The 19852-nt window shown below is 67.8% G+C and carries 22 protein-coding genes; 12 read left to right on the forward strand and 10 right to left on the reverse strand.

The annotated features are described in order from the left end of the window. Positions 1-33: 33 nt before the first annotated feature. From BM388_RS08515 to BM388_RS08550, 8 genes are all read left to right on the forward strand, one after another. Entirely contained in the window at positions 34-579 is a 546-nt protein-coding gene (locus tag BM388_RS08515; RefSeq protein WP_089849115.1) for a TRAP transporter small permease, read from the forward strand. Continuing rightward, positions 576-1853, forward strand: a complete 1278-nt coding sequence (locus BM388_RS08520) for a TRAP transporter large permease (protein ID WP_089849117.1) — start codon at positions 576-578, stop codon at positions 1851-1853. The genes BM388_RS08515 and BM388_RS08520 overlap by 4 nt, the downstream gene beginning before the upstream one ends. A gap of 11 nt (positions 1854-1864) precedes the next feature. Then, the gene (locus BM388_RS08525) at positions 1865-2899 is read left to right on the forward strand and encodes a histone deacetylase family protein (protein WP_089849119.1); all 1035 of its coding nucleotides are present in this window, start codon (positions 1865-1867) and stop codon (positions 2897-2899) included. Between the two features lie 26 nt (positions 2900-2925). Further along, the gene (locus tag BM388_RS08530; protein ID WP_089849121.1) at positions 2926-3282 is read left to right on the forward strand and encodes a RidA family protein; all 357 of its coding nucleotides are present in this window, start codon (positions 2926-2928) and stop codon (positions 3280-3282) included. Position 3283: 1 nt separating this feature from the next. After that, positions 3284-4225, forward strand: coding sequence for a bifunctional Delta(1)-pyrroline-2-carboxylate/Delta(1)-piperideine-2-carboxylate reductase (lhpI, locus tag BM388_RS08535; RefSeq protein ID WP_089849122.1), 942 nt, complete (start codon positions 3284-3286; stop codon positions 4223-4225). Continuing rightward, positions 4222-5367: a class II histone deacetylase gene (locus BM388_RS08540; protein WP_089849124.1), complete on the forward strand. Its 1146-nt coding sequence runs from the start codon at positions 4222-4224 to the stop codon at positions 5365-5367. Before lhpI ends, BM388_RS08540 begins: the two co-directional genes overlap by 4 nt. Before the next feature lie 91 nt (positions 5368-5458). After that, entirely contained in the window at positions 5459-6484 is a 1026-nt protein-coding gene (locus tag BM388_RS08545) for an Lnb N-terminal periplasmic domain-containing protein (RefSeq protein WP_245781498.1), read from the forward strand. A 282-nt stretch (positions 6485-6766) separates the two neighbouring features. Next, positions 6767-8116, forward strand: coding sequence for a Na+/H+ antiporter family protein (locus BM388_RS08550; RefSeq protein ID WP_089849126.1), 1350 nt, complete (start codon positions 6767-6769; stop codon positions 8114-8116). Positions 8117-8200: 84 nt separating this feature from the next. Here the strand turns inward: BM388_RS08550 and BM388_RS08555 are convergent, their stop codons facing one another. The 4 genes from BM388_RS08555 to BM388_RS08570 all read right to left on the reverse strand — a co-directional run bounded on the left by BM388_RS08555 (position 8201) and on the right by BM388_RS08570 (position 11986). Next, positions 8201-8980: an RNA methyltransferase gene (locus tag BM388_RS08555; protein WP_089849129.1), complete on the reverse strand. Its 780-nt coding sequence runs from the start codon at positions 8978-8980 to the stop codon at positions 8201-8203. 269 nt (positions 8981-9249) lie between these two features. Further along, complete coding sequence (gene groL / locus BM388_RS08560; protein ID WP_089849131.1) at positions 9250-10896, reverse strand: chaperonin GroEL; 1647 nt, start codon at positions 10894-10896, stop codon at positions 9250-9252. Between the two features lie 62 nt (positions 10897-10958). Next, positions 10959-11252 (reverse strand): co-chaperone GroES, encoded by a 294-nt coding sequence (locus BM388_RS08565; protein ID WP_035595572.1) that lies wholly within the window; start codon positions 11250-11252, stop codon positions 10959-10961. Positions 11253-11461: 209 nt separating this feature from the next. Then, entirely contained in the window at positions 11462-11986 is a 525-nt protein-coding gene (locus tag BM388_RS08570; protein WP_089849133.1) for an FxsA family protein, read from the reverse strand. Positions 11987-12201: 215 nt separating this feature from the next. On the opposite strand from BM388_RS08570, the gene BM388_RS08575 reads away from it, so the two are divergent. Further along, positions 12202-12963 (forward strand): SDR family oxidoreductase, encoded by a 762-nt coding sequence (locus BM388_RS08575; RefSeq protein ID WP_089849135.1) that lies wholly within the window; start codon positions 12202-12204, stop codon positions 12961-12963. Between the two features lie 146 nt (positions 12964-13109). On the opposite strand, the gene BM388_RS08580 is transcribed toward BM388_RS08575, so the two are convergent. Further along, positions 13110-13400: a ComEA family DNA-binding protein gene (locus tag BM388_RS08580; RefSeq protein ID WP_089849137.1), complete on the reverse strand. Its 291-nt coding sequence runs from the start codon at positions 13398-13400 to the stop codon at positions 13110-13112. 212 nt (positions 13401-13612) lie between these two features. Between BM388_RS08580 and pyrF the strand changes: the two genes are divergently transcribed. Further along, positions 13613-14314, forward strand: coding sequence for an orotidine-5'-phosphate decarboxylase (pyrF, locus tag BM388_RS08585; protein ID WP_089849139.1), 702 nt, complete (start codon positions 13613-13615; stop codon positions 14312-14314). A gap of 7 nt (positions 14315-14321) precedes the next feature. Here the strand turns inward: pyrF and lapB are convergent, their stop codons facing one another. Genes lapB through BM388_RS08600 form a run of 3 tightly spaced genes read right to left on the reverse strand, consistent with a single transcriptional unit; the run spans position 14322 to position 16194 of the window. After that, complete coding sequence (gene lapB / locus BM388_RS08590) at positions 14322-15500, reverse strand: lipopolysaccharide assembly protein LapB (protein ID WP_089849141.1); 1179 nt, start codon at positions 15498-15500, stop codon at positions 14322-14324. Beyond that, positions 15501-15806 carry a lipopolysaccharide assembly protein LapA domain-containing protein gene (locus BM388_RS08595; protein ID WP_089849144.1) on the reverse strand — a complete coding sequence of 102 codons (306 nt, stop codon included), beginning with the start codon at positions 15804-15806 and terminating at the stop codon, positions 15501-15503. It lies immediately after the preceding gene. A 52-nt stretch (positions 15807-15858) separates the two neighbouring features. Then, the gene (locus BM388_RS08600; RefSeq protein WP_474123822.1) at positions 15859-16194 is read right to left on the reverse strand and encodes an integration host factor subunit beta; all 336 of its coding nucleotides are present in this window, start codon (positions 16192-16194) and stop codon (positions 15859-15861) included. A 162-nt stretch (positions 16195-16356) separates the two neighbouring features. Between BM388_RS08600 and BM388_RS08605 the strand changes: the two genes are divergently transcribed. Then, the gene (locus BM388_RS08605) at positions 16357-16650 is read left to right on the forward strand and encodes an FAD assembly factor SdhE (protein WP_089849148.1); all 294 of its coding nucleotides are present in this window, start codon (positions 16357-16359) and stop codon (positions 16648-16650) included. Positions 16651-16684: 34 nt separating this feature from the next. Further along, a complete protein-coding gene (locus BM388_RS08610) occupies positions 16685-17008 on the forward strand; it encodes a hypothetical protein (RefSeq protein ID WP_089849150.1) in 324 nt (107 codons plus the stop codon). A gap of 69 nt (positions 17009-17077) precedes the next feature. Here the strand turns inward: BM388_RS08610 and nadB are convergent, their stop codons facing one another. Then, on the reverse strand, positions 17078-18658 hold the full coding sequence (gene nadB, locus BM388_RS08615; protein WP_089849151.1) for an L-aspartate oxidase: 1581 nt from the start codon (positions 18656-18658) through the stop codon (positions 17078-17080). Continuing rightward, entirely contained in the window at positions 18655-19797 is a 1143-nt protein-coding gene (locus BM388_RS08620) for an FUSC family protein (RefSeq protein WP_089849153.1), read from the reverse strand. The genes nadB and BM388_RS08620 overlap by 4 nt, the downstream gene beginning before the upstream one ends. Positions 19798-19852 lie beyond the last annotated feature (55 nt).

Consider the following 19852-nt stretch of genomic DNA (forward strand, 5'->3'; position numbering starts at 1 on the left):
CGCGGCCGGCCGATGCAGCCGGGAGGTGATTCGATGCAGTTACTGAAGCCTCTGCGCCGCCTGAGCGATGCGGTCAATCAGGTGGCGATCGTGGCGTGTGTGGCCTGCGTGCTGATCATGCTGGGCATCTCTTTCACCGCCTTTCTCTACAAGCTGGCCACCGGCAGTACCCTGAGCTGGACCTACTCCCTGGCGCGACTCTTTCTGCCCTGGATCGGCTTTCTCTCCATGACCATCTCGCTGCGCTACGGCGAGCATGTGGCCATGACGCTGCTGGTGCGCAGCCTGCCCCGGGCGCTGATCACCGTGGCGGCGGGGCTCTGCCTCGGCGTGATCGCGCTGTTTGCGCTGATGCTGGTCTGGTACGGCTGGGGCTACTTCCAGGGCGCCACCCAGGTCTACATGGTCTCCGATCAGATCCAGATTCCCGCCAAGTTCACCGCCATCGTGATTCCCATCAGCGGCGTCATCATCCTGCTGCACCTGGTGCAGGGCTTCGACCTGCTGGAACACTTCATCGATGACGACAGCCTGATCGAAGGACTCATCGATGCCAATGACCTGGAGGAGCGCTCATGACGCCCGCGATCATCGCCTTCGTCGTGCTGCTGCTGATCGGTGCCCCGGTGGCCGTAGTGATGGCTATGTCGGGGCTGGCCGGCGGGTTTGCCATGGGCGGCGAGCGCATGCTCGGCATCATCGCCGATCGCATGTTCTCGGGCGTCTCGGGCTTTTTGCTGATCGCCGTGCCCTATTTCATCTTCACCGCCGAACTGATGAATCAGGGCGGCCTGACCCAGAAGCTGATCGCCTTCAACAATGCCCTGTTCGGCCGCGTCCGCGGGGCACTTTCCCACGTCAACGTCTCGGTCTCGGTGTTCTTCGCCGGGCTGACCGGGGCCGCGATTACCGACACCGTGGCGATCGGCAAGATCATGATCCCGGAGATGAAGAAGCAGGGGTATGACGCCGAGTACGCCGCGGCGATCACCGCCTGCTCGTCGATCATCGGGCCGATCATCCCGCCAAGCGTAGTGATGGTGGTCTACGCCACCCTGCTGCGCGACATCTCCGTCATCGACCTGTTCGCCGGTGGGATCATCCCCGGCCTGCTGATGGCCCTGGCGCTTCTCGCGGTGAGCTTCTTCCTGGCGTGGAAGCGTGGCTATCCCAAGCAGGCGCCCACGCCGCTCAAGGCGGCGGCGGTGTCCTTCCTGGTCGCCCTGCCGGCGATGATCGTGCCGCTGATCATCCTCGGCGGCATCCTCTCGGGGCTGACCACCATCACCGAGGCCTCTGGGTTCGCCGCCGTCTACGCCATCGTCATCGGGGTGGTGTTCTATCGCAACCTCAGCTGGCAGAAGATCTGGCATGCGCTGGTGGTGACGGTGCGCTTCTCCGGCGTGGTGTTCTTCCTGCTGGCCACCTCGGCGGTGCTCGGCTGGTTCGTCACTCGCTCCGGCATCGCCCGGGACGCCGCGGGGCTGATTACCACGTTCAGCGACTCGACCTTCCTGCAGCTGCTGCTGGTCTGCGCCCTGCTGATCCTGGTCGGCACCGTCATGGACGTGCTGCCGGCGCTGGTCGTGGTGGCCCCGGTGCTGGTGCCGGCGATGATCCAGCTGGGCGTGGACCCGCTGCACTTCGCGATCCTGATGATCGTGGTGCTCAACATTTCCAACGTCACGCCGCCGGTGGGGATGACGCTGATGACGGCGGCGAGGATCGCCAACGTGCCCTTCGAGCGGGCGATCGTCGCCTCACTGCCGTTCTATGTCGCCTTCATCGTGGTCATCCTGCTGCTGGTGATCTTCCCGTCGCTCTCCACCTGGATCCCGTCGCTGTTGGGCTAAGGAACTCTTCCATGAAGCTCTTCTACCATCCCGACCAGGAGCGCCACGCGCCGCCGACCTTCCTGCTGCGCGGCCGACCGGTGGATTCGCCGGAGGGGCCCGTGCGCGCCGAGTTGCTGACGCGGGGTCTTTCATCCATGGGGCAGTGCTTGACGCCGCCCACCGAGGTCGATAGCCCCCGGCTGCGCGAGCGCCTGGCCGCCATTCATGCCCCGCGCTATCTCGACTTCCTCGAGACCATCCATGCCCGCTGGCAGGCGCTGTCGGGCGCCGCCGAGATCGTGGCGCCCAACGTCCATCCCTGCGGCGGCGGCCATCACTATCCCCGTCACCCGGTGGGGCTCGTTGGCTGGCACATGCACGACATGGCCTGTCCGATGACCGCCGACAGCTTCGCCGGCATCCTGGCGAGCGCCGCCTGCGCCGAAGCCGCCGCCGAGACGGTGCTCGCCTGGGAGGGCGCGGCCTATGCGCTGTGTCGTCCGCCGGGCCACCATGCCGGTCCCGAGCGAGCCGGGGGCTTCTGCTTTCTCAACAACGCGGCGCTGGCCGCCACGGTGTTGCGCGAGCGGCATGCGCGCGTGGCGATCCTCGACGTCGACCTGCACCACGGCAACGGCACCCAGGACATCTTCTATCGCCGCGGCGATGTCTGGACCGGCTCGCTGCACGCCGACCCCGCCGACTTCTATCCCTTCTTCTGGGGCGGGGCCGACGAGACGGGGGAGGGCGAGGGGGCGGGCGCCAACGTCAACCTGCCGTTGCCCCTGGGCAGCGACGGCGCGACCTTCCTGGCGCAGCTGGATCGCCTGATCGAGCGTCTCGACGCCTTCCGGCCCGAGTCCGTGGTCGTGGCGCTGGGGCTCGATGCCCACAAGGACGACCCGCTGGCCGGCCTGGCGCTCGAGACCGAGGATTTCATCGCCGTGGGGCGGCGCATCGCCGCCCTGGGCCTGCCCACCGTGCTGGTGCAGGAGGGGGGCTACCCCACCGAGCATCTGGGCGACAATCTGGCCGCCTTCCTCGGCGGCTTCACCGCAGCCTGACTGCCATCACGACGAGAGACCACGCCATGACCGTCACCTATCACGACAGCAATGCGCGCATGAGCCAGATCACCGTGCACAACGGCACCGTCTACCTGGCGGGTCAGGTGCCGACGGACCCAAGCGCCGACATGCGCGGCCAGACCGAGCAGGTGCTGGCGCGCATCGACGACCTGCTGGCCCGCGCCGGCACCTCCAAGGAGCAGCTGATCGCCGCCCAGATCTGGGTGACCAGCATGGCGGAGTTCGACCAGATGAACGCCGCCTGGGACAGCTGGGTGGTGCCGGGGCGCCCGCCGGTGCGGGCCGCCACCGAGGCCAAGCTCGCCAAGCCCGAATGGAAGGTGGAGATCATGGTCACCGCGGCGCTTCCGGAGGGCTGAGATGCGCATCATCACCGACAAGGAGGTGGCGACGTCGCTCGACTGGCCGGCGCTGGTCGAGCGGCTGGCGACCACCTTCCGTGAGGGCGTGGAGTCGCCGCCGCGTCACCACCACGCCATGCATCGGCCGGATGGCGAGGCCACCATGCTGCTGATGCCGGCCTGGGAGCGGGCCGGCTACATCGGCATGAAGATGGTCAACGTCTTTCCGCAGAACGCCGACCGGGGCCTTCCGGCCATCTCCGGTGCCTACCTGCTCAGCGAGGGAAACCACGGGCGCCCCCTGGCGTGTCTCGATGGCGGCGAGCTGACTCGGCGGCGTACCGCCGCCGCCTCGGCGCTGGCGGCTCGGGAACTGGCCCGCGATGACGCCTCGACCCTGCTGGTGGTGGGCACCGGTAAGCTGGCCCCGATGGTGATCGAGGCCCATGCCGCGGTGCGCCCCATCGCGACGGTACGGATCTGGGGGCGTCATCCCGAGAAGGCCGAGCGGCTGGCGGCCGAGTATGCCGATCGCTTCGACACCGCCGTGGTCAGCGACCTCGAGGCGGCGACCCGCGACGCCGACCTGATCAGCTGCGTGACCCTCTCCACCCAGCCGCTGATCCACGGCGACTGGCTCTCGCCCGGCACGCATCTCGACCTGATCGGCGCCTTCCGGCCGAGCATGCGCGAGACCGACGGCGAGTGCCTGGCCCGCAGCGAGGTGTTCGTCGATACCTATCCCGGCGCCCGGGGCGAGGCGGGCGATATCCTGCAGGCCGTCGACGAGGGGCACTTCGCCTTCGATGATATCCGGGCCGAGCTCGCCGAGCTGCTGCGCGGCGAGCATTCGGGGCGCTCCTCGCCGGAGGCCATCACGCTGTTCAAGTCGGTGGGCGCGTCGCTCGAGGACCTGGCCGCGGCCATCGAGGTCTGGGAGCGGCTGGAGGGCAGTTCGTGAGCCTCGATCGTTCGGACGGTTCGGCCTCAGGAGCGCCCACCACCGGTTTTTTCTGGCACGAGCGGTGCTTCTGGCACGACCCGGGGGCCATCGGCGTCTTCTCGGCGCCGGGCGAGTTCCTGCAGCCCCAGTCCGCCTCCGAGAGCGCGGAGAGCAAGCGGCGCCTCAAGAACCTGCTGGAGGTCTCCGGGCTGATCGATGAGCTTTGCGTGCGCAAGCCCCGGCCGGCGGGCCGCGAGGACCTCGAGCGCTTTCACACCCCGCGCTACCTGGATGCGCTCGAGGCCGGGGATCGCGCCCTGGGCGGCAACGGCGGCGACTGCGCGCCCTATACGCCGGGCAGCCTGGCCGCCGCGCGCCAGTCGGCGGGACTCGCCATCGCGGCGGTGGAGGCGGTGGCCACCGGGGAGCTTTCGCGCGGCTATGCGCTCTGCCGGCCGCCCGGCCACCATGCCGAGGCCGATCGCGGCCGCGGCTTCTGCCTGCTGGGCAACATCCCGGTCGCGGTGATGCGCGCCCGCGCCCTGGGGCAGGTGGGGCGGGTGGCGATCCTCGACTGGGACGTCCACCACGGTAACGGCCAGCAGGCCGCCTTCTACGATGACCCCGAGGTGCTTACGGTCTCGATCCACCAGGCGGGCAACTACCCGCTGGACACCGGCTCCTTCGAGGAGCAGGGGGAGGGGGCCGGCGAGGGGACCTGCCTCAACCTGCCGCTCCCCCCCGGCTGCGGCCTCGGCGCCTACGCCCACGCCATGCGCGAGCTGGTGCTGCCGGCCCTCGAGGCCTTCCGGCCCGAGTTGATCGTGGTGGCCTGCGGCTATGACGCCTGCGCCAAGGACCCGCTGGGCAAGATGCTGCTCAACAGCGCGGCCTTCGGTGAGATGACCCGCCAGCTGATGGCGCTCGCCGAGCGGGTCTGCGACGGCCGGCTGGTGATGATCCACGAGGGCGGTTATTCGGAGGGCTACGTGCCGCTGTGTGGCCATGCGGTGATCGAGGCGCTGACGGGCGGCGCGATCACCGTGCCCGACCCCCAGAACGAGGAGATCGCCGCCTGGGCCTATCAGGCGCTGCAGCCCCACCAGCGTGAGCTGGTGGATGGCTGGCGCGACGCCTGGTTCGCGCGCCGAGCGCCGTGACCGAATCTTCGGGCCTGTCCCGTGGGGACGGTGACGCACGGCGAGTCGCCGTGTTCTCTGGCCTCGCCCCTTCATGCGCGCGAGGTCGACGATGATCATGGCAATGCTTGACGGCCTGCTGCTGCTGGGGACCGTGATCGCCACCCTATGGGGGATGCTGGCCCTGGGCCATCGTCTGCCGTGGCCCTGGCCCTGGCGGTGGGGCGGAGCGGGGCTCTGGCTGGCGGCGGGAGCGGGCTGGCTGTGGCTGGCCTGGCAGGGAGCGTCTCTCGCGGCGCTTGCCGGCATGGGCGTGCAGCTGGGCGGGCTGCTGGCCTGGTGGCGGCGACTCGCGCCACAGAAGGAGCGGGACTGGGCCGAGGACGTGGCCCATCTTGCCACCGGCCGGGTCGAGGGGGGGCGGCTGACCCTGCACCATGTTCGCCATTTCGACTGGCAGACCCGGGATATCGCCGTGGGCGGCTGGGAGCGGCGCGTCTACGATCTGAAGCGCCTGAGCACGGTGGACCTGATCGTCTCGAGCTGGGGGCGGCCGGGCATCGCCCATGTGCTGATCTCCTTCGGCTTCGCCGGTGACGACGGCCGCATCGACGACTTCGTCGCCTTCTCGGTGGAGGTGCGCCGAGCGCGCCACGAGCGCTTCTCGGAGATCGGTGGCTTCTTCAAGCAGTACGAGCTGGCGATCATCGCGGCCGATGAGCGTGACGCGGTGCGCCTGCGCAGCAACGTGCGCGGTGAGCGGGTCACGCTCTACCATGTCACCCTTCCGCCCGAGGCCCGTCGCGACCTGCTGCTGGCCCTGGTGGCGTCGGCCAACGACCTGGCCCGCGAACCGCGTTTCTATCACATCGTCACCGCCAACTGCACGACCCTGGTGTTCGCCATGATGCGCCAGATCACCGAGGGACTGCCGCTCGATCACCGCCTGCTGCTCAGCGGCCTGTTGCCGGGCTATGTCCATGAGCAGGGCGGCCTCGTCGACGGATACCGCCTCGGTGAGCTGCGACGTCTCGGCGATATCACCGAGCGCGCCAGGCAGGCCCATGACGCCCCCGATTTCTCGAGGCGGATCCGCCGCCGTGTGCCGGGGTGGGAGGGTCTCGATGAGCGCTCATGAAAAACGCCACGACGCGGGCGCCGTGGCGGTCGCACTCCTCCCTGGGCATCGCCTTGATGCCTTGCTCCCTGTGGGGCTTCCTGCCCCAGGCGTCCCTGTCACCGAACTCGGCAGTCTCCCTTGCCGCGTATTCTCGTTATCGCCGATGACCGTGACAGCGCCATGAAGATTCGATGACGTAGCGATGACATTCCCGACGCCCGCACCCGGCAGGGCCGGTCGCCATCTGGTAAAATCCCGCGCCGTTTCGTCTGAATCCAACTCCATTGTCGGGAATCTCTCATGAATGCGGTAATTGTTGCGGTGCTGGTGATGGTGGGGCTATCACTGGCGCGGGTGTCGGTGGTCTTCGCCCTGGTGGTCGGGGCGCTGGCCGGCGGGCTGGTCGGGGGGCTCTCCGTGACGGAGACGCTCGCGGCCTTCAACGACGGGGTCGGCGGCGGCGCCAAGGTGGCCCTGGCCTATGCGACCCTGGGCGCCTTCGCGGTGGCGATCTCGCGCTCGGGGCTGCCCGATCTGCTGGCGCGACGGCTGATCGCGCTGCTGGGCCACGAGGCCTCGGCCAGTCGCCAGGCCACGGTGAAGTACCTGCTGCTCGGCTCGGTGCTGCTGGTGGCGATCTCCTCGCAGAACCTGATCCCGGTGCACATCGCCTTCATCCCGATCCTGATCCCGCCGCTGCTCAAGGTGATGAACCAGCTACGCCTGGACCGCCGTGCGGTGGCCTGTGCGCTGACCTTCGGCCTGACGGCGCCCTACATGCTGCTGCCGGTGGGCTTCGGGGCGATCTTTCTCAACGACATCCTGCTGGCCAACATCAATCAGGCCGGCGAGGCGCTGGGTCTCGAGATCACCCGCGGCATGGTGCCCGTGGCCATGGGCGTGCCGGTGGGCGGCATGGCGCTGGGGCTGCTCTTCGCGGTGTTCGTGAGCTATCGCAAACCGCGCGACTACGAGGCGGCAGAGGTGGCCACGAGCAACGTGCCGCACCACCATTCCGAGGCCCAGGAGCCTCATGCGCTGGGCGTGGCGATGTCGATCGTCGCCATTGTCGCGGCGCTGGGCATCCAGCTCTACACCGGCTCGATGGTGCTGGGCGGCCTGGTGGGCTTCGCGCTGCTTTCGCTGGGCGGGATCTTCAAATGGCGAGAGGCCGATGACCTGTTCACCAGCGGCATGCGGATGATGGCGCTGATCGGCTTCATCATGATCTCGGCCTCGGGCTTCGCCGCGGTGATGACCGCCACCGGCGAGGTCGAGACCCTGGTGACCGCCAGCGCCGAGATCATCGGCGACAACCGCGGCCTGGCCGCGCTGCTGATGCTTCTGGTGGGCCTGTTCATCACCCTGGGGATCGGCTCGTCGTTCTCGACCATCCCGATCATCGCCGCGATCTTCGTGCCCCTGGCGGTCCAGTTCGGCTTCTCGCCGCTGGCCACCGTGGCGCTGGTGGGCACCGCGGCGGCGCTGGGCGACGCCGGCTCGCCGGCCTCGGACTCGACCCTCGGGCCGACCTCGGGGCTCAACGTCGACCGCCAGCACGACCACATCTGGGACAGCGTGGTGCCGACCTTCCTGCACTACAACATCCCGTTGATCGGCTTCGGCTGGCTGGCGGCGATGACCCTGTGATCGCGCGCTCGGCGTGATGAGCACCACCGACGACGGCGGCCCTTGGGCCGCCGTCGTCGTATCTACCCCCGATTCGCCGGAGAGTCAGTCGTCGCTGAGTCGGTCGTCGCAGAGCCCCTCGTCAGGAAGCCCCTCGTCGGGGAGATGCTGCTCCAGCGAGGCGAGCAGGCCGCGCAGCAGCGAGAGCTCCTTGCGCGACGGCCGGGCCCGGGCGAACAGCGCCTGGAGCTGCGCCTCGGTGCGCGCGTGGGGCTGGGTGATGAAGCCGCTGCGCTCGATGACGCGCGTCAGGTGATCGTGGAAGTGGCCCAGCTGCTCCCGGGATGGCTGGCGATCCTGGCTCGGGCGTGCCAAGCGAAAGTCGCTCTCCGGGCGCTGTCGCCAGGCGGTGAACACCTCATGGGCGAGCACCTGCACGGCCTGGGCGAGGTTGAGGATGCCGTAGTCCGGGTTGGCCGGGATGCTCACCTGATGGCTGCAGCAGCGGATCTCGTCGTTGGTCAGCCCGAAGCGCTCGCGACCGAAGACCAGCGCCACCGGGTCATCGGCGGCCTGTTCGACGATGTCGCGGGCCATCTCGGTCGGCTCGTCGAAGTGCGGCAGCGGCAGGCTGCGCAGCCGGGCGCTGGCGCCTACCACCTGCACGCAGTCGCTCACCGCCTCGGTGAGCGAGCTCACCACCCGGGCCGTGTCGATGAGGTCCTCGGCCCCGGCGGCCAGCCGGGAGGCCTCCGGGTCGGGGAAGCAGCGCGGGTTGACCAGCACCAGGTCGGTGAGGCCCATGGTCTTCATGGCGCGAGCCGCGGCACCGATATTGCCGGGATGGTAGGTCTGGACGAGGACGATACGGATGTTCGATAGCATGGGGCTCGGGAAGGCCTGATGGTGATGTGGGTCAGGATACGTATTTTACATTGCCAAGCCGCCAAGCCGCCAAGCCGCCAAGCCGCCAAGCCGCCAAGCCGCCAAGCCGCCAAGCCGCCAAGCCGCCAAGCCGCCAAGCCGCCAAGCCGCCAAGCGGCCAAGCCGCCGGAGCCCTTGGCGCTTGTCGCCCGGCGCTTGAGGCTGGCAATAAAAAGCCCCGCCGGTTTCCCGGCGGGGCTGGTCTCAGGCGAGGCCTGGGGGAGGGCGATTTACATCATGCCGCCCATGCCACCCATGCCGCCCATGCCGCCCATGTCGGCGCCACCGGCATCCTTCTCGTCCGGATCGTCGGCGATCATGCACTCGGTGGTGATCATGAGGCCGGCGACGGAGCCAGCGGACTGCAGCGCGGAGCGGGTGACCTTGGCCGGGTCCAGCACGCCCATCTCGAACAGGTCGCCGAACTCGCCGGTCTGGGCGTTGTAGCCGAAGTTGCCCTCACCGTCCTTGACGCGGTTCAGGATGACGGAGGCCTCCTGACCGGCGTTGGCGACGATCTGGCGCAGCGGGGCTTCCATGGCGCGCACGGCGATGGCGATGCCGTGGGTCTGGTCCTCGTTATCGCCCTTGAGGCCGGCGATACGGGTCAGCACGCGCACCAGGGCGGTACCGCCCCCGGGTACCACGCCTTCCTCGACGGCGGCGCGGGTGGAGTGCAGGGCGTCCTCGACGCGGGCCTTCTTCTCCTTCATCTCGACTTCGGTGGCAGCACCGACGCGGATGACGGCGACACCGCCGGCCAGCTTGGCGACGCGCTCCTGGAGCTTCTCGCGATCGTAATCGGAGGAGGTCTCCTCGATCTGGGCGCGGATCTGGCTGACGCGGGCCTCGATGTCATTGTCGTTGCCGGCGCCATCGATGATGGTGGTGTTCTCCTTGGACATGGTCACGCGCTTGGCGGTGCCCAGGTGGTCCAGGGTGGCCTGCTCGAGGTCCAGACCCACTTCCTCGGAGATCACGGTGCCACCGGTGAGGATGGCGATGTCCTGCAGCATGGCCTTGCGACGGTCACCGAAGCCCGGCGCCTTGGCGGCCGCGACCTTGACGATGCCGCGCATGGTGTTGACCACCAGGGTGGCCAGCGCCTCGCCTTCGATGTCCTCGGCGATGATCACCAGCGGCTTGCCGGCCTTGGCGACGGCCTCGAGGGTCGGCAGCAGTTCGCGGATGTTGGAGATCTTCTTGTCCACCAGCAGGATGAACGGATCTTCCAGTTCCACGGCCATGGTGTCCTGGTTGGTCACGAAGTACGGCGACAGGTAGCCGCGGTCGAACTGCATGCCTTCCACGACGTCCAGCTCGTCCTCGAAGCCACGGCCTTCGTCGACGGTGATGACGCCTTCCTTGCCGACCTTTTCCATCGCCTCGGCGATGATCTCACCGATGCGCTTGTCGCCGTTGGCGGAGATGGTGCCGACCTGGGCGATGGCGTTGGTGTCGGTGCAGGGCACGGACAGGGCCTCGACTTCCTTGACCGCAGCGATGACGGCCTGGTCGATGCCGCGCTTCAGGTCCATCGGGTTCATGCCGGCGATCACGCCCTTCAGGCCCTCGGTCACGATGGACTGGGCCAGCACGGTAGCGGTGGTGGTGCCGTCACCGGCGACGTCGGAGGTCTTGGAAGCGACTTCCTTGACCATCTGCGCGCCCATGTTCTCGAACTTGTCCTTGAGCTCGATCTCCTTGGCCACGGAGACACCGTCCTTGGTGACGGTCGGGGCGCCGAAGGACTTCTCGATCACCACGTTGCGGCCCTTCGGTCCCAGAGTAACCTTGACCGCGTTGGCCAGGGTGTCGACGCCTTGCGCCATGCGAGTGCGTGCATCACTGGAGAACTTGACTTGTTTCGCTGCCATTTTCGTATGCTTCCTGTGAGTTCGTGAACGTCAGTATCGGGCGATTGCTGGCGGGTCGCGGCTCAGCCTTCGACAACGGCCAGGATGTCGGACTCGCTCATGATCAGCACTTCTTCGCCGTCGATCTTCTGCTTCTCGACGCCGAAGCCATCCTTGAAGATCACGGTGTCGCCGACCTTGACGTCGAGCGGGCGCACGTCGCCGCTATCCAGAATCCGGCCGTTACCGACGGCGAGGACTTCGCCACGAGTCGGCTTTTCCTGAGCGCTGCCCGGGAGCACGATGCCGCCTGCAGTCTTCTGCTCTTCTTCAACGCGACGGATGACGACGCGATCGTGCAAGGGACGGATGTTCATTGCTCACGTTCTCCTGATGGTTTGCTGTGCCGGCAATCAATGTCCGGCGGTTTTCATCATCAACCCGCAGGCTAGCTGCGGGGTGGAGGCGGTTATCGCCTTCCTTGTCGATGGCCCGAAGCGCTTCCCCGGGCCGAATTCCGATGCTGTCGGATAGGTGGGGCTCGGCAGGGCGCTTTCAAGGGCTGCCGTGAAAATTTTTTGCCTGATCAGCGCCTCTCGTCCCGGGAGATGAAATCGCCCTCCAGCGGGCGGTCATCGCCGGTGCTGCCCGGCTCGTCGCGACGCTCGGTCGCGTCATCCCCGTGTGGGCTCGCCTGCTGCCAGTCGGCATCGCTGCCCTGGCGCGGGCGGTAGGTCTCGGCGCGAACGTGCAGCCCCTTCATGCGTACCCCCAGCCAGGTGAGCGACTTGGCCAGCAGGCGCCGGGCATTGGGGATCAGGCACATGAAGCCCAGGGCGTCGGAGAGAAAGCCCGGCGCCATCAGCAGCGCGCCGCCGAAGATCAGCGCCGCCCCGGTCAGAAGCTCGCCCGAGGGGATCTCCCCCTGGTTCATGCGCTCCTGGGCGCGGGCGAAGGTGGCCACGCCCTCGCGGCGGATCAGATGCAGGCCGATGAAGCCGGTCGCCAGGACCAGCCCCAAGGTGGTGAGCAGGCCGATGTGGCTGCCCACCGAGAAGAGGATGACGAAGTCGAGGAGGGCGAAGAGGGTGAATATAAGAAGAATGGGCATGGTGGCTCCGCGGATGACAGTTGCGCTGGTGATGGGGGCGCGGTGCCAGAATTCAAGCCGTCGGGGCGGCGGGGCGGCGTCGTGGAATATCCTTCCAGGCTTCGTTAAAGTAGCGCTAATCGCAAGGTCATAAGGTTATGCAGGCCGTCCAGGTCTCCTCGAGGGTCGGCTTGAGTCTGTGATCGTGCGAGTCCCTGTCTCCTGGAGAAGCGCACATGACATTCGACAATACCGTAATCGCCATCACCGGTGGCGCTCGCGGCCTGGGCCTGGCCATGGCACGGCGGCTGGGCCGCCAGGGGGCGCGTCTCGCCCTGATGGATCTCGACGGCGACGCCCTGGATCAGGCCGTCTCCCTCCTGCACGCCGAGGGGATCGCGTCGCGGGGCTTCATCGTCAACGTGGCCGATGAGGCCTCGGTGCAGCAGGCCTTTAGCGATATCCTCGCGTCGCTGGGGCCGATCCAGGGTCTGGTGAACAATGCCGGGATCGTCAAGGACGGGCTGCTGGTCAAGGCGAAGGACGGCAAGGTGGAGAAGACGCTGCCCCTGTCGCAGTGGCAGCAGGTGATCGACGTCAACCTCACCGGCGTTTTCCTGTGCGGCCGGGAGGCGGCTTCACAGATGATCGAGGCGGGCCACCAGGGCGTCATCGTCAATATCTCGAGCATCTCGCGGGCCGGCAACATGGGCCAGAGTAACTACGCGGCGGCCAAGGCCGGGGTGGTGGCGCTGACCACCACCTGGGCGGGGGAGCTTTCGCGCTACGGTATTCGCGTGGGCGCGGTGGCGCCGGGCTTCATCGAGACCGACATGACCGCCTCGATGCGCGAGGACATGCTCGAGAAGCTGACCTCGGGAGTGCCGCTCCGGCGTCTCGGCCAGCCCGAGGATATCGCCGAAAGTGTCGCCTTCATCATGACCAACGAGTACTTCACTGGGCGGGTGATCGAGTGCGATGGCGGGCTGAGGCTCTAGGGCTCCAGGCTTGGGATTCTGCGGGCACGATGTTCTCGCCCCGCGTTCTGTCGGCGTGCTGCGTGGCGATGCCGGCCGAGGTGCGGCCGGCATCGCTGCCCGCGATGGATGAGGCGTGTTTGAATACGGTGAGCGACGCGGCGTGATCAGAAGGTGATCTGGTCGGCCAGGCCGTCTACCGTGACCTCGCCGATGCCGCTGACCCGCGTCAGATCCTCGGCGTTCTCATAGGGGCCATTGGCCTCGCGATCTTCGACGATCGCCGTGGCCTTGCTCGGGCCGATGCCGGGCAGTTCGGCCAGCAGCGCCGCATCGGCGGCGTTGATGTCGATCGGTGACATCTCCTGGGCCAGGGCCTGGCTGGCGGCGAGAGGGGCGAGGCCCAGCAGTATCGTCAGCATCAGGCAGGTCAGGCGGTTCTTGAGGGCGTGGGTCATGGTGGCTCTCCTTGAGTCCTGGGATGCGGGCCGTTGCCTCTGTGCACCGGCTCGTCCCCTTCAAGCTAGCGCGCCGGACGCTATCGCCTCGTCAGAGATCGTACCGCTGTGGCGTAAGCCATCACGGAGGCGATGCCGGCGTCTTTGCCCCAGCGGCGTAGGCCATCACTGATATACTGGGGCGATTCCTTCACCCTGCCAGGAGCCCGACCGTGTCCACCGCTTCTCCCCTGATCATCGCCCTCGACTATGCCTCCCTGGACGCCGCACTGTGCATGGCCGATCGCCTCGATCCCTCACGCTGCCGGCTCAAGGTGGGCAAGGAGCTGTTTACCCGCAGCGGCCCGGATATCCTCGAGGCGCTGCACGGTCGAGGCTTCGAGGTGTTTCTGGATCTCAAGTTCCACGACATTCCCAACACCGTGGCCGGAGCCGTCCAGGCGGCGGCCGAGCAGGGCGTATGGATGGTCAACGTGCATGCCGGCGGGGGGCGGCGCATGATGGAGGCCGCCCGGGAGCGACTGGATCGTTACGGGCTGTCCACTCACCTGATTGCGGTGACGGTGCTGACCAGCATGGAGGCCGAGGATCTGTCCGAGGTGGGCGTATCGACGCCTCCCGCGGAGCAGGTCGAACGCCTGGCCGTGCTGGCCCGCGACAGCGGCATGCATGGCGTGGTCTGTTCGGCTCAGGAGGCGAATCGCCTGACCACGCTCTGCGGCCCTGACTTCCTCAAGGTGACGCCCGGCATTCGGCCGAGCTTCGCCGCCGCCGGGGATCAGCGTCGCGTGATGACGCCTCTCGACGCCCTGCGGGCGGGCAGCACGCATCAGGTGGTGGGGCGCCCCGTCACGCAGGCGGAGGATCCCATGGCGGCGCTGGCGGCAATAGAAGCGGAGCTGGCCGCCGGCTGAGGCGAGTCTAGCTCCCGTCGGCGGCGTCGATCGGCTGAGTGGTGCCCCAGCTGCGACAGCGCGGGCACTGCCAGTGCAGCGTCGCGGTGGCGAAGCCGCAGCGCCGGCAGCGGTGACGAGGGCGGGCACGGACCAGTGCTTGGGTATGGCGCTCGAGTAGTTCGATGCGCTCGTCCTCTTCCCGCGGGTGGCGCCGCGATAGCGACAGTAGCTGGTGAATCGCCTCCAGGCTCGGCTGTCGTTCGAGCTGCTCGCGGATCAGCGCGACCGCGTCCTCATCACGTCCCTGATGATAGAGCGTCTCGGCCAGCAGGCTGATCACGGACGTGGAGGGCACTTCGTCGAGCAGTTCCCGCAGGCAGCGGACCAGCCCCTCTTCGTCGTCCAGCAGCCGATAGGCATGGGCCAGCGGCTCGAGCATGAGCGGCGTGTAGCTGGCGTCCTGCTCGGGAATGCGTCGCAGTAGCTTGATGGCCTGCTTGTACTGGCCGGTGTCCTGAGCCATGGCGGCCAACAGCAGGTTGGCGCGCACGCAGCGCGCATCGGTGGCCAGCGCCTGACGCAGGTGTCGCCTGGCCAGTACCGGGCTTGCCGAGTGGCGTTCCTCTTCGGCCAGCTCGCAGAGCCAGTGGGCCGCCGCGCGGCGGATGTCGTCGTGCTGGCGCACCAGCTTGGGCAGTGCCACGTCCAGTGCCGCTTGCCACTCGCGCTCGCGCTCGAACAGATCGATCAGCAGTCGTCTGGCCGATCGGCGAAGCTCGCTGTCGTGAGTGTCGCGCACCAGGCCCTCGAGCAGACGTTCCGCACGGTCGAGCAGGCCAAGCGCCAGGAAGTCGCGGGAAAGCTCGAGCTGCACCCGCTCGCTTTGATCGCTGGTCAGTGTCGGCCGGGCGAGCAGGTTCTGATGGATCTTCAGCGCCCGGTCGGCTTCGCTGCGATTGCGAAAGAGGTTGCCCAGGGCCAGGTGGGTCTCGACGGTATCGCTGTTGACCTCCAGTGCACCGATGAAGGTCTCGATGGCCTGGTCCTGCTGGTCGTTGAGCAGGTAGTTGAGGCCGACGAAGTAGTCTCGCGCCAGGGAGGGCGTCGCGGAAGAGGCGTCGCCCTTCGGGCGTTCTCGTCGGCCCAGCCACCAGCCGGCGGCGATCGCTGCCACCAGCAGGGCCAGCAAGAGCACGTCGGGCATCTAGGAGAGTTCCTTCATCTCCTGGACGCGCAGACGATCGAGCTCCTTACGCTGCTGCTGGTTATGGCGCTGGGCGCGGGTCAGCAGGGTGCGCAGGCGCAGATAGACGCCGCTCATGGCGATCATGCCGAGCAGCACGCCCGCGGTCAGCGAGGCCAGCAGCCAGACGGAGAGCGAGGCGGCGGGGAGCTCGATCCAGATCAGGTTCAGGGGCAGGGTCTGCTGGTTGTTGACGGCAAAGAGGATGCCGATCAGCAGCACCGCCAACAAAATGATGGCCAGGATCAGGCCTTTGAGCCAACGCATGTGCAATGTTCCCGTGTCGGTTGAAGGAGGGACGGCGATCGTGGGACGCCGTTCAGTAGCCGAGTGCGCGGCTGGCATCCACCTGTTCGCGCAACTCCTTGCCGGGCTTGAAGTGTGGCACGAACTTGCCGTCGAGTGCGACCGGTTCCCCCGTCTTGGGGTTCCGGCCGACCCGCGGCTCGCGGTAGTGCAGCGAGAAGCTGCCGAAGCCGCGGATCTCTACCCGGCCTCCTTCGGATAGGGTGTCGGTAATGTCGTCGAGGATCAGGCGTACCGCCGCCTCGACCTCCTTTACCGACAGCTCCGGCTGTCGCATGGCGATCTGCTCGATCAGTTCGGACTTGGTCATCGACTCGTCTCCGTGCGGTCCTGCCGGGGTCGGCGTGATCCGGGCGTTGTTGTTTTCCAAAGCATACTGGGCAAATCTCGATAAAACAACGCACTACGACCTTTTGCCGAGCGTTGTGGCGCATGATTCAGAGGCGGGCTGCCGCCGGCCAGGGGCTCGGGTATACTGCTGTCACATCCACTCGACTCAACGAGGCCGACCTTGAACGACGATTCGTCTCCGGAAGCCGCCCTGCGCAAACGCCTCTATTGGCACTCGCGTCGTGGCATGTGGGAACTGGACCTGCTGTTGATTCCCTTCCTCGAACAGCGCTATGGCGATCTGGACGAGGCGGACCAGGCGGCGTTCAGGGCTCTGATCGACGAGGAGGATCAGGACCTGTTCGTCTGGCTGATGCGCCGTGAATGGCCCGAGGACCCGGCGCGGCGCCGCATCGTCAAGCTGATCGTCGAGCATGCCGAGACCACCGACAACGATCACTATCGCAACCTCTAGGGTCGCGCTTGCGGCTCAGGGGCTGGTGGCCGCCATGGTTGCCGGCCTGGTCAGCGTCGCGGCGGCCACCTGGGCAGGCGCCTTGGCGGTGTGCCTGCTGGCCGGGACGCTGGCCCTGATGGCGCGTGACCGACGCTCGGGGCAGCTGCGCCTCACGCCGACGGCGGCCGGGGAGACCAGTGCGGCCTGGCGCGATCACGTTGACGAGGCCTGGCGGCCGGTCAGCCTGCGCTGCGACTACCTCGGCCCCTGGCTGATCGGGCTCTGGATCGAGGGGCGTCGGCTGTGGCTGTGGCCGGACAGCAGCGACCCCGAAGCCCTTCGCCGGCTGCGTAGGGAGCTGCTGCCGCTGCCCTAGCGGTGTAAACCCCACAGTGGGCCCTGAGGCGCCCTGCCTCTCTTTGGCGCGGCGCCACTTCGAGCGGCGTCAGCTCGCCTCGAGGTCCGTCAGGAAGATGCGCGAGGGGTGCGGGTCGGCGTCGCCGTGGACGGCACAGCCAGGATTGTGGTGCAGCCCGCGGGATTCGCGCCGCCCGCGCGCCGAAGCCACGGTGAGGCGCGCCAGGCGCAGGGCGTGCCAAAGGTTCGACAACTCCACCGACGGGGCGGCCTCGCGAACGCGCAGGGCCAAATCTCGATGCAGCTGGGAAAGCTCCCTGGCGGCCTCGTCGAGGCCCTGATCAGTGCGAACGATGGCCACCCGGGCGCTCATCAGCTGGCGCATCGCTTCGCGGATGGCGGTGAGGGTCTCCGGGGATTCCACCCGATCGCCGAAATGTGCCGTCAGTAGCTCGGCCGCCGAGCCTGGCGCTGTCTCGAGCAGTCGCCGGGCGCAGCTGCGCGCATACACTAGGCACTCCAGCAACGAGTTGCTGGCCATGCGGTTGGCGCCGTGCAGGCCGGTGCAGGCGACCTCGCCGATGGCGTAAAGGCGCGGTACCGTGGTGGCGCCCTCGAGGTCGGTGCTCACCCCGCCGCAGCTGTAGTGGGCGGCCGGCACCACCGGGATCGGCTGCTGGACGATGTCCAGTCCTCGCCTCGCACAGTGGGCGTGAATGGTCGGGAAGTGCTGGCGGATGGCGGTCTCGCCGAGGTGGCGGATATCCAGGAAGACATGATCGGTGTCGGTGCGCTGCATTTCGGCATCGATGGCTCGGGCGACCACGTCCCGGGGCGCCAGTTCGGCGCGGGGGTCGATCCCGGGCATGAAGCGTTCCCCGGCGGCATTGAGCAATTGTCCGCCTTCGCCGCGCACCGCCTCGCTGATCAGGAAGGCCGGGCCATCGGGATCGAAGAGGCAGGTCGGGTGGAACTGCTGGAACTCCAGGTTCATCAGTTCGGCGCCGAGCTCCGCGGCCATCATCATGCCCTCGCCGCTGGCCGGCTGGGGGCTGGTGGTGTGGCGGTAGAGGCCGCTGGCGCCGCCGGTGGCGAGCACGGTATCTGCGGCGAGCAGTTCGTGCACCCGGCCCTCGCCGTCGAGGCAGCGCGCCCCCCGGCAGTGGCCCTGGGCGTCACCGATCAGGCCGATGGCGGTGAGGTCGCCGCGCAGCGTGATGCTCGGATGGGCATCCACGTGCTGGCGCAGGGTCTCGACCACCGCGCGCCCGGTGGCGTCGTCGGCATGAATGATGCGCCTGGCGCCATGACCTCCCTCGCGGGTCAGGTGATAGGGGTAGCCGGCGTCGGGGCTGTGATCCGGCGTGAAGGGCACGCCCAGCGACAGCAGCCACGCGATGGCGGATGGGCCCTGCTCGACGGTGAATCGCACCGCGGTCTCATCGCACAGGCCATCGCCGGCTACCAGGGTGTCGGCGACGTGGGCCTCGATGTCGTCCTGGGGGGAGAGTACCGCGGCGATGCCCCCCTGAGCCCAGCGGCTGGCGCCCTGGTCGTCGCTGGTCGGTCGCAGCAGCGTGACCCGGCGATGGTCGGCTACCTCGAGTGCCAGCACCAGTCCGGCGACGCCGCCGCCGATGACCAGCACCTCATGCTTGCCGTCAGTCATCTGCCTTTCCTTCTCGTGTGGTGGTCATCGGCGGTCGACTGGGCGTCGGTGAGGCCGTGGTCGGGGGCTCGGCGGCGCAGTCGCCGGCTGGGCAGGCGATCCAGGTCGCCGAGGCGCCGGGTCAGGTCGTCGGTGAGTCGTGCCAGCTCTCGATTGAGCCACAGATAGCCGCCGGGACTGAAGAGGCGTCTTCCGTCGCTCGCCCGGGCGTTGGCGGCAAGCTCGGCGTGGCGGTCCAGGGCGAAGGGGGTAATGGTGACGTCGATCGCCCGGCCGGTGCGCACCTGGAAGGCCAGGGTGCCGATGCCGCGTGCCAGGGTGTGCTGCTGTTCGCGCAGTCCGTCCATGGCCTCGATGAGCTCGTGCCCGTCGCGGCTGTTCCAGTGGGTCTCGAGCAAGAGCTCGATGGTGGAGAGCATGCGCCGCTGCAGCGAGATCAGATCGTCCAGTTCGTGGCGGGTCAGGCGTCGCTCGCGGTGGATGGCATCCACCAGGCCGCGCTGCTTGATCAGCAGGCTGCTGGTGGCCTTGAGCAGCTCGCGGGCGTCGATGTCGTGGGCGGCCGTGGCGGTAGTGTGGGCATGATAGAGGCGGGCCATGCGATCGAGATTGTCGGCCAGCATGAAGCGCATCATGTCGGTAGCCTTCTGGGGCAGCACCAGGACCGTGACGGCGATGCCTACGAGGGTGCCGAGCAGCACGTCGAAGGCGCGCCATAGTGCGATGTTAAGCTCCTGCTGGCCGCCGCCTATCACCAGCAGCAGGCTGATGGCGAACATCAGGCCGCTGTAGCCGTGCCGATTGCCGAAGGTCAGCCAGGTGGCGGCGGCGATGCCGCACAGGGCGCCGAAGGGCACCAGGTAGGGCCAGGGCAGGGGGAGCATGATCAGCAAAAGGCCGACGCTGGCGCCGAGCACGGTGCCGAGCAGGCGCTGACGTCCCTTGTCGAGCACGCCGCCGATGTGAGGAAGGTTGCCCATCACCATGATGGTGCTGACCAGGGCCCAGCCGCTGTGCTGGATGGCAAATGCTTCGATGAGGGTAAAGGTGGCGCAGAGGGCCAGCACGATGCGCAGCACGTAGAGCTTGCGTCGATGCTGATAATTGAAGTAGGGGTCACGCAGGCGCGGCAGGATCATGAGATGGCGTCCCGTTGGAGGGTCGCGCCCGACGCTTTCAGGATAGTGCTAGCAG

Source organism: Halomonas saccharevitans, assembly GCF_900116405.1.
GTDB classification, from domain to species: domain Bacteria; phylum Pseudomonadota; class Gammaproteobacteria; order Pseudomonadales; family Halomonadaceae; genus Halomonas; species Halomonas saccharevitans.